Origin of the sequence: Actinomycetospora aurantiaca, assembly GCF_037401875.1 — a bacterium.
GTDB lineage: Bacteria > Actinomycetota > Actinomycetes > Mycobacteriales > Pseudonocardiaceae > Actinomycetospora > Actinomycetospora aurantiaca.
This window is the reverse complement of record NZ_JBBEGN010000002.1, coordinates 167,326-182,359: the sequence shown is the minus strand read 5'-3', so window position 1 is coordinate 182,359 and position 15,034 is coordinate 167,326. Positions and strand designations below refer to the sequence as shown.

The window sequence follows — 15,034 nt, the reverse complement described above, 5'->3', positions numbered from 1 at the left end:
CGCGCCGACCTCGTCGAGTCACAATCTGCGGTTGTGCCCCTGAGCCCGCGCGTGGTCGATCTCGGCCCCTACGACGTCCTGCTGTCGGTCGCCGCGCTCGGCAGCATGGGGCGGGCGGCGACGGCCCACGGCGTCTCGCAGGCGGCGGTCTCCGCCCGCATCCGCGCCCTGGAGGGGGCGCTCGGCGTGACCCTGCTGGAGCGCTCACCCCGCGGGACCCGACTCACCGCGACCGGCGCGCTCGTGGCGGACTGGGCCCGGGTCGCCGTGGACGCGGCGGAGGCCCTGGAGGCCGGCGTCGCCTCCCTGCGCGCGGAGCAGGCCAGCCGGCTGCGGGTCGCCGCGAGCCTCACCGTCGCCGAGTACCTCCTCCCCCGGTGGCTGGTGGCGCTGCGCTCGGAGCTGCCGGGCACCTCGGTGTCGCTGACCTCGCACAACTCCACCGACGTCGCGGACGACGTCCTCGCCGACCGCGCCGACGTCGGGTTCGTCGAGGGCCCCGCGGTACCGGACGAACTGGACGCACAGGTGGTCGCCCGGGACCGGCTCACGCTCGTCGTCGCTCCCGGCCACCCCTGGGCCCGCCGGCGCCGCGGCGTCGACGCCGCACGGCTCGCGGCCACGCCGCTGGTGTCCCGCGAGCAGGGGTCCGGCACCCGGTCGTTCCTCGAGCGCGCCCTGGGGGAGCTCGCCGAGCCCGTGCTGGAGCTGTCGTCGACGACCGCGATCAAGGCGGCCGTCGCCGACGACATGGCGCCCGCCGTGCTGAGCTCGCTGGCGGTGGCCGCCGAGCTCGCCGCGGGCACCCTGGTCGCCGTGCCGGTCACCGGGGCGTCGCTGGACCGGCGGCTGGCCGCGGTCTGGCCGCGCGGTCGCCCGCTCGCCGGACCGGCGGCCGAGCTCGTCCGCCTCGCGTCCCGCCGTCGGGAAGGAGCTACCTGACGAACGCGCTGTGGCCGGTGATCTTCTTCCCGACGATCAGCGTGTTCATCTCGCGCGTCCCCTCGTAGGAGTAGAGGGCCTCGGCGTCGTTGAAGTACCGGGCGATGCCGTTGGCGAGGATCGTCCCGTTGCCGCCGACGATCTGGCGCCCGAGCGCCACCGACTCGCGCATGCGGTCGGCACAGAACTGCTTGGCCAGCGCCGAGTGCGCGTCGGAGCCGCCCCCGCCGTCGATCAGCTGGGCGTTGCGGGCGGCCATGCCGAGGGAGGCCGTCGTGTTGCCCAGCATCTGCACCAGCGCGTCCTGGATCATCTGGAAGCCCGCGATCGGCCGGCCGAACTGCTCGCGCTGCTGTGCGTAGGTCAGGGCGAGCTCGTAGGCGGCCATCTGCACGCCGACGCAGGCCCACGACGCGTTGCCGCGGGTGCGCCGCAACACGCCGCCGGTGTCGGCGAACGTGCCCTGCCCGCCGGAGAGCCGGCGGTCCTCGGGGACCCGGACGCCGTCGAGCGTGATGTCGGCGTTCTGGGTGATCCGCAGCGCCGTCTTGCCCTCGATCTTGGCCGTGCTCACCCCGGGGGTGTCCCGGTCGACGACGAAGCCGCGCACCGCCTCGCCGTCGCGGGCCCAGATGACGAGGACGTCGGCGAAGGTGCCGTTGCCGATCCAGCGCTTGTGGCCGTCGATCACCCACTCGTCGCCCTCGCGGCGCGCCGTGGTCTCCATGCCGCCCGCGACGTCGGATCCGCCGTGCGGCTCGGTCAGCCCGAAGGCGCCGACCAGGTCGAGGCGCGCCATGGGCGGCAGCCAGCGCTCCCGCTGCTCCGGGGTGCCGCAGGCGTCGATCGAGCCCATCGCGAGCCCGGACTGGACGCCGAAGAAGCTGTTCGTCGAGGCGTCGACCCGGGCGATCTCGGCGTGCACGAAGCCCATGAGCACCCGGCGGGCCGGCTGGTCGGAGAGTTTCGAGAGGCCGTAGGGCAGGCCGGCGAGGTCGAGCTCGGCGAAGCCGCGGCGGAACTGCTCCGGGAACTCCGCGGCCTCCCACGCGGCATCGACGACGGGGGCCACGTCACTCGCGAGGTAGCCCCGGAGCCGGCGCAGGATCGCGCGCTCGTCGTCGGTCAGCAGCTCGCCGTAGGAGTAGAAGTCCGCCAGGTGCGGCGCGTCCGGGTCCAGCTCGAGGTGCGGGCGCGGCAGGTCCGCGAACGGGTCCGCCGTCCCGGTCGGGGCCCCGGCGGTCGCGGGGGCGATGGCGGAGCGGTCGTCGGTCCCGGGTGTCGTCACGGCCATGTCGACCAGCGTGCTCCGACGCCCGCCCCTGCGCCACGCGGGCGCGTGGTCCACACCATCGGTGATCACGCCGGGCGTCCTCCGCTAGATGCTTGTACGATGAAAGTGAAATCTCGGTGGTCCTCGGGGATCCGTGTGGCTGGTGCCGACGGCCTTCGGGACAGTTGGGCGGGGCGGCCGCGCGCAGCGCGGTCGGGGCGCCCGGGAGACGCAGCGTTGAGGAGTGCGACGGTGGACGGACAGCAGCCGATCATGATCTTCGGACGGATCACGCGCGGGGACGGCGGGCCGCTCCCCGGGGCGGCGCTGACGCTGTGCGACCTCGCGGGCGACCAGCTCGACCGCACCACCACCGACGAGTCCGGCGACTACCGCCTCACCCCGTCGACCGGCGGGACGTACCTCGTCATCTGCTCGTCGTCCACCCACCAGCCGAAGGCGTCGCTGGTGGCGGTGTCGGACCGGCCGCTGCGCCACGACGTGTCGCTGTCCGGCGGCGGCGCCTCCCTCGTGGGCACCGTCGGCGCGTCGCGGGACGGCGGGCTGGTCGGGACCGCGGGCGTCGTGCTGACCCTGACCGACGTGCGCGGCACGGTCGTGGCGGTCGCCCGCTCCGACGCCGACGGCGGGTACCGCTTCGCCGATCTCGACGAGGGCACCTACACGCTCACCGCCGCTGCCCCGGACACCACGCCGGTCGCCGAGACCGTGCAGGTCCCCGGCGAGGGCCGGGTCACCCGCGACATCGCCCTGGTCAGCCAGCTGCGCCTGTCCGGCGTGGTGCGCTCGGCCTCCGGTGGTCGCCCGGTCGCCGAGGCCCTGGCCACGCTGGTCGGCGCGGACGGCAACGTCGTCGGGGCCGCCGTGACCGGCCAGGACGGCTCGTTCGACTTCCCCGAGGTCGCCCCGGGCACGTACACGATCACCGCCAGCGGCTACGCGCCGGTGGCCAGCGAGATCGAGGTCGGCACCGGGCGCCCGACGGAGGTCACCCTGACCCTGACGCCGCCGGCCCTCGGCCCCGTCGACGACTGGACCGACGGCACCCGCTCGTTCTCCGACGACTTCGGCGCCGACGCGGTGCCGGCCGGGGCCTACACCAACGGGCACAACGGCCGGCACTCGACGAGCGCCGACGGACCCGCCGATCGCCGCGGGTTCGACGCCGACGGCGGGCGGCGGTGACCGCCACGCAGGCCGGGGTGCAGCGCGTCCGCGGGATCGCCGTCACCAGTGACGGCTGGCCGGTCCCGTTCGCCGTCGTCACCGTGATCGACGCCGCCGGTCAGCAGATCGGCGGCACCGGGGTCGCGGACGACGGCCGGTTCGTGATGGACGACCTGCCCGCCGGTCCGTGCACGGTCATCACCTCGGCGGTCGGGCACACGCCGTCGGCGCGCCCCGTGGCCGGTCCCGGCGCGGGCGACCTCGGCCGCGTCGTGCTCACCCGCACCGGTGCGCTGGAGCTGCCCGCACCGGGGCGCTGGGACATCGACCCGGTGCACTCGCGCATCGCCGCCTCGGCGTTCCACCTCGGCATCACGAAGGTCCACGGTCGGCTGCGTCGCTTCACCGGGCACATCGACATGGGCCCGACGCTCGAGGACACCCACGTGGTCGCGGCCATCGAGTCGGGCAGCGTCGAGACCGACGACGAGCGCCGCGACGAGCACCTGCGGTCGCCGGACTTCCTGGACGTGCTGCGCTTCACCGACATCGGCTTCACCTCGACCGAGATCGTGCGGCACACCCCGGACCACTGGACGATGATCGGCGACCTCGCGCTCAAGGGCGTCCGCAACCGGGTCGCCCTGGACGTCGTCTACCACGGCGCCGGCCCCGACCTGTGGGGCGGCGAGCGCGCCGGGTTCTCCGCCACCACCCAGCTCTCGCGCGACGACTTCGACATCTCGTGGAACCAGTCGGTGATCGCGGGCATCTTCGCGATCGGCCGCACGCTCCGGATCGAGATCGACATCGAGGCGGTCCGGGCTCCGGGCTGACCCCCGCGTCGAGTGCGACACCCGGCAGCGTCCGAGGCCCGGGAACCTGCCGGATGCAGCACTCGGGTCTACGAGGTCGGGTCCAGCACCACGTCGTGCGACACGGGGTGGCCGTCGACGGAGATCACCACGGCTCGCGGCCGGGCCGCGCCGCCGCCCATCCGGTGCGGCGTGCAGATCAGCACGAACTCGCCCGCCTCGGGCGGGGCCACGTCGAAGGTGCCGTCCGGGTCGGTGTGGGCCCGCCCGACCTGCCGGCCCTCCATGTCGACCAGCGTCACCGCCGCCGGGCTGGGCGCGCCGTCCGGGTCGATCACGCGGCCGGAGAGGCGGCCGATGCCGTCCAGGGCGGTGTCGGAGTCCTCGGTCGCGGCGGCGTCGGGGACCTCGGTGCGCGGGTCCGGCGCGAACTCGGGCTCGCCCGCCGTCAACCCGCCGTGGTTGGCGCGGGTCACGAGGGCCATCAGCACGATCGCGACCGCGACGAGGAGCACCGGCACGGCGAAGGCCAACGCCGGGAACTCGGCCTGGACCACGGCGTTCCCGGCCGCCGCCACGACGATGATCCCGATGCGCAACGGCGAGTTCCAGTTCCACGAGAACGGCTTGTGCAGCTCGACGAGGCTCGAGACCCAGTTCGTCACCGTGCCGGACAGGAAGCTCGTCGGGGTGCCGGCGGGCCCGATGTAGCGCATCGCCGCCGCCTGGATCCCCATCGCGAGCCCGGCGCCCAGCACGAGCACCACCACCCGCACCTCCCCGGGCGCGGACTCGTCGTCGACGCCGTACCAGTACGCGCCCAGCACCACGAGCAGCGCGAGCTCCACGGTCAGCGCGACCCCCACCGCGTTGCGCCAGGGCAGCCGCCGCATCGCGACCCCGCAGACGAGGGTCCCGACGACGAGCCCGGAGCAGTAGCCCGTGATCGCGACGACGTTGTCCAGCGACTGGAACCAGTCACCCTGGCCGATGCCGAGACCGAGCAGCACCAGGTTGCCGGTCATCGTGGACGCGAAGACCTGGTTGAAGGCGAAGAACGTCACGACGTCGATGGCCCCGGCCGCGGCCGTGAGCACGACCGTCACCGCGGAGAGCAGGCCGGGACGGCGTTCGGGATGGTCGAATCCGGTCACGCCTCCCGAGCATCCGGATCGTTCTTGAACACCGTGTTACCCGGGACCGTGAGTATCGTCATGGAGTAGCGCGCAACCGAGCGGGGTCAGGAGCCGGACGGCACCAGGACGGGCAGCACCCGCTGGGCCAGGTCGACGAGCAGCGAGCGCTGCTGGTCGGTCGACATCCCGCCGCCGCGGGTCAGCGTCAGGCTGACGGTCACCTGCCGGTAGGCGACGACGAGGATCGGGCCGTCCGGGTCGGCGAAGAAGGTCCCCTGCGCGGCCCCGATCGGGGTGGCGACCGGGGCGACCCCCTGGCCCTGCAGCACCTGGTTGTTCACCGCCACCTGCGCGAGCGCCTGGTCCGGGGTGCTGTAGCCGCTGGTCAGGAGCCGGAGCACCTGCTGGCCCTGGGGTGCGGCGCCCGCGCCGCCGGTCGAGGTGTACGTGCACGTGACCCGCTCGAGGCGCCCGACGGACGGGGCGGCCACGTCGCGCAGCGACCGGACGTCGACGGTCCCCAGCGGGAGGCCCAGGAGGTTCGGCAGGTCGTCCTTGGACAGGATCTGGTTGCAGTCGGTCGGCACCAGGGTCGAGCGCGACGGCGGGGCCGAGGTCGGCGCCGCGGCGCCCGGACCGGGGAACGTCGGGATCGGGGGCGTCGCGAGCGTGTCGTCCGACGAGCAGCCCGCGGCGAGCACCACCAGGGCCGCCGCCACCGCGACCCGCGCCAGAAGTCCCCGCACCCTCGTCCCCTCGACCACGCCGTGACCGCCCACGGTATCGGGGTCGGCCTCGCCCCCGCGTCAGGACCGGGCGTCGGACTCCGGGACGTCCCCGATCTCGGCGAGCACCCGCTGCGCCACGGCGAACGCCCGGTTCGCGGCCGGGACCCCGGCGTACACCCCGACCTGGAGCAGGACCTCGCGGATCTCCTCCCGGGTCAGCCCGTTGCGCACCGCCGCGCGGACGTGCATCGCCAGCTCGCCGTCGTGGTGCAGTGCCGCGAGCACGGACAGGGTGACGATGCTGCGCTGCCGGCGGTCCAGGCCCGGCCGGTTCCAGATGCCGTCCCAGGCGTAGCGGGTGATGAACGCCTGGAACTCCTCGGTGGTCCCGTCGGTGTTCGCGATCGCCCGGTCGACGTGCTCGTCGCCGAGGACCTCCCGGCGGGTCGCGAGCCCGGCGGGGTCGAGTTCTGCACTCACGGGGTGTCCTCCGTTGCGGATCGTGCGGCCAGGAACGCGTCGACGAGGGCCGCCGACTCGCCGGTGTGGGCCGCGGGGTCGAGCGCGGCGTCGATCTCCGCGCGGGTGACGTCGGTGCCCTCCAGGGCCTCGGCGAGCACCTCCGCGAACGGGCGGCCCCGGTCGAGGGCCGCCGACGCGGCGTCGGTGACCAGGGTCTTCGGGTCCGGCACCCGTCCCCGCAGCGCGGTGGTGACGTTCTCGGCGAGCAGCAGACCGTTCGTGACGTCGAGCGCGGCCCGGACCGCGCCCGGCTCCACCACGAGGTTCGCCAGGGAGTCCGCGAGCCACGCCGCGCCCGATCCCGTCGTCCGGATCAGCTCGCGCAGCGGCGCCCACTCGGCGTGCCAGGGTCCGGCGGCGCGCTCGTACTCGTGGCCGGACGCGGCCGTGAGCACGGACGCCACCAGGCCCGGCGCGGCGACCGAGGCGGCCCGCGCCGACACGGCGCCCACGGGGTTGCGCTTGTGCGGCAGCGTCGACGACCCGCCGCGGCCGGGCACGTCCTCCCGCACCTCACCGACCTCGGTCTGCGCGAGCAGCACCAGGTCCGTCGCCACCGACCCGACGGCCGCGCCGGCCCGGCCGAGCACCCCGGCGAGCTCGGCGACCCGGCCGCGCTCGGTGTGCCACGCGAGGGTCGGCTCGTCGAGGTCCAACCGCCGGGCGAGCGCGGCGCGGACGGCGACGCCGTGGCCGGCGAACGCCGCGAGCGTCCCGACCGCCCCGCCGAGCTGCACCGCCGGCCGCCACCGCCGCAGGGCGGCCACCGCGCCGTCCAGGCCGGCAGCCCACCCGGCGGCCCGCAGGCCGACGGTCACCGGGGCGGCCTGCTGCAGCAACGTCCGGCCGGCGGCGGGCGTGTCCCGGTGGGCGGCGGCGAGCGCGGCGGCGGACCCGGCGGCCGCGGCGAGGTCGGCAGCCACGGCCCCGACCGCCCGCCGGGCGACGAGCATCGCGGCCGTGTCCAGCACGTCCTGGCTGGTGGCGCCGCGGTGCACGGCCGCGGCCGCGTCGTCCGCGCCGTCGGAACGCAGAGCGGCGCGGAGCCCCGCGACCAGCGGCACGACCGGGTTCCCGGACGCGGCGGCGTCCACGGCGAGCGCCGCGGCGTCGACCCGGTCCGGCGCGCAGGCGGCCGCGATCGTCCCGGCGACCGCATCGTCGAGCACCCCCGCGTCGGCCGACGCGAGCGCGAGCGCCGCCTCGACCTCGAGCAGGGCCGCGAGCCAGGCCGGGTCCGACACGGCCTCCCGGGTCGCGCCGCGCGCGAGGATCTCGTCGAACAGGCCCGGTCCGGTCACGGCCGCATCATCCCGCGCGTCCCGGACCGGCCCGCGAGGGTGCTTCCGCTGACGGGAAGCCGGCGTACATCGCCACGACGCGGGCGGCCGCCGCCGCGATCTCCGCGCGCAGCGCCGCGGGCTCCAGCACCTCGACCGCCTCGCCGTAGCCCAGCAGCCCGGCCCGGGCGGCGATGACCGAGCGGAAGGGCGCGACCAGGAGCTCCCGGCCGTCCGGCGCGGCGCCCTCCTGCCGCCACGGGCCGGCCAGCACCGCGAGCGGCACCCGGCGCAGTGTCGGCGCCCAGGCGGGGTCGACGAGGAGCCGGACCTCCACCTCGTCGGTCGGCTCCTGCAGGCGGTCGCGCAGCTCGCCCCACACCTCGGCCAGGTCGCGGTCGTCCGGACGGCGGGCCGGGGTCCCGGTGCGCTCCACGTCCCGCACCCGGCTGACGCGGTACATCTTCGGCCGTCCCCGGTGCGCGGCGACCAGGTACCAGGTGCCGGCCTTGCTGACGAGGCCGTACGGGTCGACCGTGCGCCACGTCGCGACCTCCGCGTCGCCGGTGGCGTAGTGCAGGCGGACGCGTTCGTCGGCGACCAGGGCGGCGTCGAGCGCGGGCAGCGCGGGGAGGTCCTCCGGGGCCCGGCGCCACCCCTGGTGCTCGACGAGCAGGCGCCGGCGCGCCCGGTCGACGTCGTCTCTGCGCGCGTCCGGGAGGGCGGCCAGCAGCTTGCGCGACGCCGAGGCCAGGGCCGGCCCCAGCGCGCCCCCGTCCGCGGACGTCCCGAGGGCGACGAGGGCCCGCAGCTCGTCGTCGGTCATGCCGGTCACGTCCGTGCGATAGCCCTCGAGCAGCGCCACCCCGCCCAGGCGGCCCCGCTCGCAGTACACCGGCACGCCGGCCGACGACAGGGCCTCGACGTCACGCTGCACCGTGCGCGTGGAGACCTCGAGACGCCGGGCGATCTCCGGCGCGGGCAGGCGGCCGTGCGTCTGCAGGAGCAGCAGCATCGCGAGGAGTCGGTCCGAGCGCACGCGTCGAGGATGTCAGGAAAACCCGACAGCGGGTGTCCGGTATGGGGGTGCACGCTGCCCGCAGTTCCCGAACCGAGGAGGCCCCCGATGTCCGCTCCCGACCCCCGCCCGCTGCTCACCCGCGCACTCGACCAGATCGGCGACCTCGTGGCCGCCACCGGTCCGGACGCCCTCGCCCGGCCGACGCCGTGCGCCGACTGGGACGTCCGCGCCCTTCTCGACCACCTCGTCGGGGTCCACCGCCGCGTCGCCCACGTCGGGGCGGGCGGTCACTTCGCCGACGTCGACCCGAATCTCTCGGTGCCGGTGGGCGCGCACGCCGACGAGGTGGCCCGGGCCCGCGCAGAGGTCGACCGCGTGTGGGGTCTCGACGGTGCGGACGACTCCGTGCTGGACCGGGAGCTGACGGTGCCCTGGGGCGCGATGCCGGGCCGCTTCGCCGCGTTCGGGTACGTCCAGGAGCTCACGGTCCACGCGTGGGACCTCGCCGTGGCCACCGGGCGCACCGAGGGGCTCGACCCGGTCCTCGCCGAGGCGGTCGAGGAGACCGCGCGCCGCGTGCTGCCCGCCGAGCCGCGGGGCGGCCCGATCCCGTTCGGGCCGCCCGTCGCCACCACCGACGACGCCGGGCCCTATGCCCGGCTCGTGGGGTGGCTGGGCCGCGAGCCCTCGTTCACGGCCCCGGAGCGTGTCTCCTAGGCGAACTCCTTCAGGATCGCCGAGCAGAACGCGTCCAGGTCGTGCGGGTTGCGGCTGGTGATCAGCCCCTGGTCGACGACGACCTCCTCGTCGACCACCGTGCCGCCCGCGTTCCGGATGTCGGTGCGCAGGCTGGGGAAGGACGTGAGCCGCTTGCCGCGCACCAGGTCGGCCTCGACGAGGGTCCACGGGGCGTGGCAGATCGCGGCGATCGGCTTGCCGGCGGCCGCGATCGCCTGCACGAAGGAGATCACGTCGCCGTTCTGGCGCAACGTGTCCGGGTTGCAGGTGCCGCCGGGCAGGATCAGGGCGTCGAAGTCGTCGGCGGAGACGTCAGCGATCGCCCGGTCCACCGAGAACGTGTCGGCCGGGTTGATGTCCGAGTTCATCGCCTGGATCTCGCCGGTGTCCACCGAGACCAGCGTGGTCGTCGCACCCGCGTCCTCGGCCACCCGGCGCGGCTGCTCCAGCTCGACCTGCTCCACGCCGCTGGCCGCGAGGACCGCGATCCGCTTGCCGGAGAGTTCGTTCGCCATCAGGCTCCTCCATCGTCGCTCGAGCATGTGCGGCGGCGGGTGCCCGGAGCGCGCCGGACCGGAAACGGGTCAGCGGACCAGGCGTGGGGGCGTCCCGGCGACGAGGTCCCCGCCCGCCTCGATGGCGTCCGCGCGGGACTGCGCCCACGCCACGACACCCTCCGCGTCGACGCCGTGGCGGCCGGCCACGGACGCCCCCGTGACGACGTTGCCGGCCCCGCGCCGCAGCAGCGACACCGCGCCCCGGCGGTTGTCGCGCTGCGCGTGCGTCAGCCCCACCGCGAGCTGGGCGAGCCCCTGCCAGAGGGCGCGCTCGTCGTCCGGACCGGATTTCCACGCCCCCTCCAGCACCTCGTGGGCGTGGAAGGGGAACCCGCCGTCGAGCAGGCGCTGCGCCTCCGCGAGCGACTCGCCCGGCGGGAGGACCACGTCCTCGTCGACCCGCTCGACCCCCGCCGCACCCGGCGGGAGGGGTCGTCCGGACGCGTCGCGCGGCCGTGCGTTGCGGGCGCGTCCCGCGTCGTCCCGGTCCCTCGCAGTCATGCCTCCACCGTGGCACGCCGGACGGTGGGGGAGACACGAGCGGGCCGTCCGTCACGGTGATGCGTGACGAACGGCCCGGTCGTGGGTCGGTGGCGTCAGGTGCGCCGGGAGGCGTCCGCCGGGAGGTCCGCGCCGGCGTCCGCCGAGGTCCCGTCCGCCGAGGTCCCGGTCTCCGTCGTGCCCTCGGACCGCCCGGACTCCGGGGAGTCCGACGACTCCTCCGACTGCTCGGAGGACTTCGGCGGCAGCCCGCGGGTGGAGTAGAGGCTGGTGATCGTCACGACCGTCAGCGTCACCACGATGACGATCAGCGAGAGCCACGTCGGCACCTCGGGGATCGCCGGGTTGATGTCGACGTGCAGCCAGTGCAGGACCAGCTTCACGCCGATGAAGGCGAGGATGAAGGCCAGCCCGTAGGACAGGTGGACCAGCCGCTCCAGCAGGCCGACCAGCAGGAAGTACAGGGCGCGCAGACCGAGCAGCGCGAACGCGTTCGCCGTGAAGACGATGTAGGAGTTCTGCGTGATCCCGAAGATCGCCGGGATGGAGTCGAGCGCGAACACGAGGTCGACCGAGAGGATCACCGCGACCGTGATGAACAGCGGCGTGACGCCGAGCTTGCCGCCGACCTTGCGCCAGAGCTGGCCGTCGTGCTTGTCGCCCGGCTTGGTGTCCTCCTCGTGGACCGTGACGAACCGCCGTGTCAGCCGCACGGCGACGTTGTCGCTCATGTCCTTCGGCTCCTCGCCGTGCGACCGGATCAGGCCGATCGCGGTGTAGACGAGGAACGCCCCGAAGATCACGAACGCGAAGCTGAACGCGTTGATGACGGCGGCGCCGATGAGGATGAAGATCGCGCGCATCACCAGCGCACCGATGACGCCCCACAGCAGCACCTTCTGCTGGTGACGCTTGGGCACCGCGAACTGCGCGAGGATCACCGCGAAGATGAAGAGGTTGTCGACCGACAGGCTCTTCTCGACCAGCCAGCCCGAGATGTACTCAATGCCGGACTGCGCGCCCATGAAGAACCACAGGCCGGCGCCGAAGACCAGGGCCACGACGATGTAGATGACCGACCACAGGGTGGCCTCGCGGAAGCTCACCTCGTGCGGTGAGCGCGCGTGCCAGATGTCGATGGCCACGAGGACGGCGATCCCGCCGACCGTCGCAGCCCAGACCCAAAGCGGGACGGTCACCTCAGCCTCCTCCGGCCACAGTCAGTTCCCTCATCCAACGTGATGGGGAAGCTTTTGAGTTCCCTTTACCCCGTGAGGCCCGCCACGCCACCCGTCGAGGGGAACTGTCCCCGCTCCCCCGCCTGCGCGCACCTGCACGCCTCACCGATCGGGGAGGGCCGACCGGAACGCCGGGCGCCGAGATTTCTCGTCCGGCCCGGGAACATCGGGTCCCGGGTCGTGGTTGGATCGGGTGTCCGGGCCGGGCGCCATGTGCCCCCGGGTCTCAATAATAAGAGCCGCCAGGGACGATCGTTCGGCTGAAGCCCTGGTGTGCCACGCGCCGCGAGGCGGCTCATCGTCCGGCTCGGACCCCAGACACACGACGGGCCCCGGCACCACCAGGTGCCGGGGCCCGTCGACGTGCGTGGGAGCTACTGGCCCTCGCCGCCGCCGAGGTTCGGCAGCTGCGAGCTGAACTGCTGCTGGCACTGCGCGAAGGCCTCCTGGACCTGGGCGGGCGTGCCCGCGTTCGGGGCGTTCGCGACGCAGTCCTGGTACTGCTGCAGCGTCGCACCCCCGCCGATCCCGAGGAAGGCGAGGAACAGCCCGCCCAGGACCACCGTCGCGATGATGTTCAGGACGAAGCTGATCACACCGAGCCAGAGTCCGGTCAAGGCGACGCCACCGTTCGTGGCCTGCTGGCGGCGGACCCGGCCGCGTCCGATGACACCGAAGATGATCGCGAGCAGGCCGAGCACCAGGCCGACCACCGGCACCCAGCAGGTGATCAGGGCGAGGATGCCGAACACCAGCGCGGCGGTGCCCATCCCGTTCTTGGGCTTCGGCGGCATCACCTGGGCGCCGGAGTCCCACTGGCCGTAGGGGTCGGTCACGTCGGGCGTCCTCTCACGTCGGATGGGTGCCCACCTTCTACCCGGCCACGCCTGATTCACACCGTTCCCGCCCGACGGGGGCCCACCGGGACCACCCGTCCGAGCCATCCGGCCCAGTCGTCCTCGCGATGGACCGGCCGGAGCGGCCCGGAGCTACAGCGAGTCGGCGTGCGCCATCGCCTCGTCCTGACGGCGGGTCTCCTCACCGGTGGCGATCGGCGCGCCGATCCAGTGCTCCGGGATCCCGAACGCGTCGATCAGCGTCCGCGCGTGCGGCCGCAGCGTCCGGCACAGCTTGTTGATCTCGGCGGTGATCGCCTTCGACCGGGCGGCGGAGATCCGGCCGTGCTCGAGGAACCACCCCTTGTCGTCCTCGATGACCGACAGGGCGTAGAGGTCGCACACCGACCGCATGAGCTGCTTCGCCGTCGGGTCGGTCTCGCGCTCGCACGCCCGGTTGAACGCGTCCAGGACGAGGCCGTCGAGGTGCGTGCGGGCGGCGTGGAGCAGGTGGTCCTGGGCCCGGTTGAAGATGTCGAACGCACGGTCCGGCGTCACGCCCTTGCCGCGGGCGGGCCGCAGGCGACGGACCAGCGAGTCGAGCGTGTGCTCCTCGCGGTCGTCGAGCAGCTTGATCTGCCAGGAGGAGTCCAGCACCTCCTCGTCGTCGCCCCCGGTCGCCGCGCCGCGCAGCCGCTCGGCCAGCGCGTGCAGCGACGTGCGCTCGGCGACGGTGTCGAGGACCTGGTCGGCGACGAAGCGGATCGTGCCGAGCGTGTCCAGGTGACCGAAGTCGTCGGCGTAGCCCGAGATCAGGCCCTTCGCCACCAGCTGGAGCAGGACGGTGTTGTCGCCCTCGAAGGTGGTGAACACGTCGGTGTCGGTGCGCAGCGTGCCGAGGCGGTTCTCCGAGAGGTAGCCCTGGCCGCCGCAGGCCTCGCGGCAGACCTGGATGACCTGGGTCGCGTTCCACGTCGAGAGCGCCTTGATGCCGGCCGCGCGGGACTCGAGCTCGCGCTGGCGCTTCTCGTCGACCGAGCCACCGGCCTCCCGCTCGGTCTGGATGTCGTGCAGCATCTCGACGAGCTCGTTCTGGGCGAACCGCAGCGCGTACGTGCGCGCGAGCAGCGGGAGCAGCTTCCGCTGGTGGGCCAGGTAGTCGAGGATCGCGATCTCGCCGTCGCCGCCCGGCGCCGCGAACTGCCGCCGGGCCTCGCCGTAGCGGATCGCGATCGTCAGAGCCAGCTGCGCCGCACCGACCGCCGAACCGGAGACGCTGATGCGCCCCCGGACCAGCGCGCCCAGCATCGTGAAGAAGCGCCGGTTCTCGCTGTCGATGGAGCTCGAGTACGTGCCGTCGGCCGCAACCGTGCCGTAGCGGTCGAGCAGGTTCTCGCGCGGCACGCGGACGCCGTGGAAGGCCAGCCGCCCGTTGTCGACGCCGTTCAGACCCTCCTTGTGGCCGTCGTCGGTGATCTCGACCCCGGGCAGCACGCGACCGTCGTCGTCGCGCAGCGGCACCAGGACGGCGTGCACCCCGTGGCGGGTCGGCGCCTCGCCCTCCGGCGCGGACCACAGCTGGACGAACACCACGGCCATCCGGCCGTCGCGCGCGGCGTTGCCGATGTAGTCCTTGCGCGCGGACTCCGTGGGGGTGTCGACGACGAACTCCTGCGACGCCGGGTCGTACGTCGCGGTCGTGTGCACGGACTGCACGTCCGAGCCGTGGCCGGTCTCGGTCATCCCGAAGCAGCCCGGCAGCGACAGGTCCATCACCGCGGGCAGGTAGCGGGCGTGCTGCTCGGCGTTGCCCAGGGCCTGGATCGCACCGCCGAAGAGCCCCCACTGCACCCCGCTCTTGACCTGCAGCGACAGGTCGGCGAAGGCGAGCATCTCGAAGGAGACGACCGAGCCGCCGATGTCGCCGCGGCCGCCGACCGCCGTCGGGAAGCCGTGCACGGCGTGCCCGTCGGCCGCCAGCCGACCGAGCATGTCCCACACCCGGGCGCGGTAGGTCTCGGTGTCGGTGCCCGGCTCGACGCGCAGCGCCGCGAAGTCGTCACGGGCGCGGATCTCGTCCCGCAGCCACGCCCACCGCCCGTCCAGGGCGTGGCGGACGACGTCCACCACCGCGGGCGAGACGTCGGACGGGGACGGGGGAACGGACAGCGGAGCGGCCATCGGGGGCCTCCTGTAGTTACCGACGAGTAATAACGCTGGATCCCGTTGTACCCCGCCGCCGTGGGCCGTGACCGCACG

General features: G+C 74.2%; 15 protein-coding genes. 4 read left to right on the top strand and 11 right to left on the bottom strand.

What is annotated here, in order from left to right; translation table 11 throughout:
• Positions 1-33 precede the first annotated feature (33 nt).
• Positions 34-942 (top strand): LysR family transcriptional regulator, encoded by a 909-nt coding sequence (locus WCD74_RS05405; protein ID WP_337693814.1) that lies wholly within the window; start codon positions 34-36, stop codon positions 940-942.
• On the opposite strand, the gene WCD74_RS05400 is transcribed toward WCD74_RS05405, so the two are convergent.
• On the bottom strand, positions 935-2,236 hold the full coding sequence (locus WCD74_RS05400; protein ID WP_337693813.1) for an acyl-CoA dehydrogenase family protein: 1,302 nt from the start codon (positions 2,234-2,236) through the stop codon (positions 935-937). The two genes, WCD74_RS05405 and WCD74_RS05400, sit on opposite strands and share 8 nt — an antisense overlap.
• 231 nt (positions 2,237-2,467) lie before the next feature.
• Here WCD74_RS05400 and WCD74_RS05395 point away from each other — a divergent pair, with 231 nt between their 5' ends.
• Positions 2,468-3,421: an MSCRAMM family protein gene (locus WCD74_RS05395; protein WP_337693812.1), complete on the top strand. Its 954-nt coding sequence runs from the start codon at positions 2,468-2,470 to the stop codon at positions 3,419-3,421.
• Positions 3,418-4,239 (top strand): YceI family protein, encoded by an 822-nt coding sequence (locus tag WCD74_RS05390; RefSeq protein WP_337693811.1) that lies wholly within the window; start codon positions 3,418-3,420, stop codon positions 4,237-4,239. Before WCD74_RS05395 ends, WCD74_RS05390 begins: the two co-directional genes overlap by 4 nt.
• 68 nt (positions 4,240-4,307) lie before the next feature.
• On the opposite strand, the gene WCD74_RS05385 is transcribed toward WCD74_RS05390, so the two are convergent.
• The 5 genes from WCD74_RS05385 to WCD74_RS05365 form a co-directional block, all read right to left on the bottom strand.
• Complete coding sequence (locus WCD74_RS05385; protein ID WP_337693810.1) at positions 4,308-5,372, bottom strand: DUF1275 family protein; 1,065 nt, start codon at positions 5,370-5,372, stop codon at positions 4,308-4,310.
• Between the two features lie 86 nt (positions 5,373-5,458).
• Positions 5,459-6,100: a hypothetical protein gene (locus WCD74_RS05380; protein WP_337693809.1), complete on the bottom strand. Its 642-nt coding sequence runs from the start codon at positions 6,098-6,100 to the stop codon at positions 5,459-5,461.
• A gap of 60 nt (positions 6,101-6,160) precedes the next feature.
• A complete protein-coding gene (pcaC, locus tag WCD74_RS05375; protein WP_337693808.1) occupies positions 6,161-6,562 on the bottom strand; it encodes a 4-carboxymuconolactone decarboxylase in 402 nt (133 codons plus the stop codon).
• Positions 6,559-7,905, bottom strand: a complete 1,347-nt coding sequence (locus tag WCD74_RS05370; protein WP_337693807.1) for a lyase family protein — start codon at positions 7,903-7,905, stop codon at positions 6,559-6,561. Before WCD74_RS05370 ends, pcaC begins: the two co-directional genes overlap by 4 nt.
• A gap of 7 nt (positions 7,906-7,912) precedes the next feature.
• Positions 7,913-8,923 carry a helix-turn-helix transcriptional regulator gene (locus tag WCD74_RS05365; protein WP_337693806.1) on the bottom strand — a complete coding sequence of 337 codons (1,011 nt, stop codon included), beginning with the start codon at positions 8,921-8,923 and terminating at the stop codon, positions 7,913-7,915.
• Positions 8,924-9,010: 87 nt separating this feature from the next.
• Between WCD74_RS05365 and WCD74_RS05360 the strand changes: the two genes are divergently transcribed.
• The gene (locus WCD74_RS05360; RefSeq protein ID WP_337693805.1) at positions 9,011-9,622 is read left to right on the top strand and encodes a TIGR03086 family metal-binding protein; all 612 of its coding nucleotides are present in this window, start codon (positions 9,011-9,013) and stop codon (positions 9,620-9,622) included.
• Here WCD74_RS05360 and WCD74_RS05355 read toward each other — a convergent pair.
• The 5 genes from WCD74_RS05355 to WCD74_RS05335 form a co-directional block, all read right to left on the bottom strand.
• A complete protein-coding gene (locus tag WCD74_RS05355; RefSeq protein WP_337693804.1) occupies positions 9,619-10,158 on the bottom strand; it encodes a type 1 glutamine amidotransferase domain-containing protein in 540 nt (179 codons plus the stop codon). The genes WCD74_RS05360 and WCD74_RS05355 overlap by 4 nt on opposite strands.
• A 69-nt stretch (positions 10,159-10,227) precedes the next feature.
• A complete protein-coding gene (locus tag WCD74_RS05350; RefSeq protein ID WP_337693803.1) occupies positions 10,228-10,701 on the bottom strand; it encodes a DUF309 domain-containing protein in 474 nt (157 codons plus the stop codon).
• Positions 10,702-10,796: 95 nt separating this feature from the next.
• Positions 10,797-11,900, bottom strand: a complete 1,104-nt coding sequence (locus tag WCD74_RS05345; RefSeq protein ID WP_337693802.1) for a TerC family protein — start codon at positions 11,898-11,900, stop codon at positions 10,797-10,799.
• Between the two features lie 413 nt (positions 11,901-12,313).
• Positions 12,314-12,775: a DUF4190 domain-containing protein gene (locus WCD74_RS05340; RefSeq protein WP_337693801.1), complete on the bottom strand. Its 462-nt coding sequence runs from the start codon at positions 12,773-12,775 to the stop codon at positions 12,314-12,316.
• 153 nt (positions 12,776-12,928) lie between these two features.
• Complete coding sequence (locus WCD74_RS05335) at positions 12,929-14,956, bottom strand: acyl-CoA dehydrogenase family protein (RefSeq protein WP_337693800.1); 2,028 nt, start codon at positions 14,954-14,956, stop codon at positions 12,929-12,931.
• Positions 14,957-15,034 lie beyond the last annotated feature (78 nt).

Excerpts from the sequence above, each read along its gene's own strand:
- WCD74_RS05400 (WP_337693813.1), bottom strand. The coding sequence starts at position 2,236 with ATGGCCGTGACGACACCCGGGACCGACGACCGCTCCGCCATCGCCCCC.
- WCD74_RS05360 (WP_337693805.1), top strand. The coding sequence starts at position 9,011 with ATGTCCGCTCCCGACCCCCGCCCGCTGCTCACCCGCGCACTCGACCAG.
- WCD74_RS05355 (WP_337693804.1), bottom strand. The coding sequence starts at position 10,158 with ATGGCGAACGAACTCTCCGGCAAGCGGATCGCGGTCCTCGCGGCCAGC.
- WCD74_RS05350 (WP_337693803.1), bottom strand. The coding sequence starts at position 10,701 with ATGACTGCGAGGGACCGGGACGACGCGGGACGCGCCCGCAACGCACGG.
- WCD74_RS05335 (WP_337693800.1), bottom strand. The coding sequence starts at position 14,956 with ATGGCCGCTCCGCTGTCCGTTCCCCCGTCCCCGTCCGACGTCTCGCCC.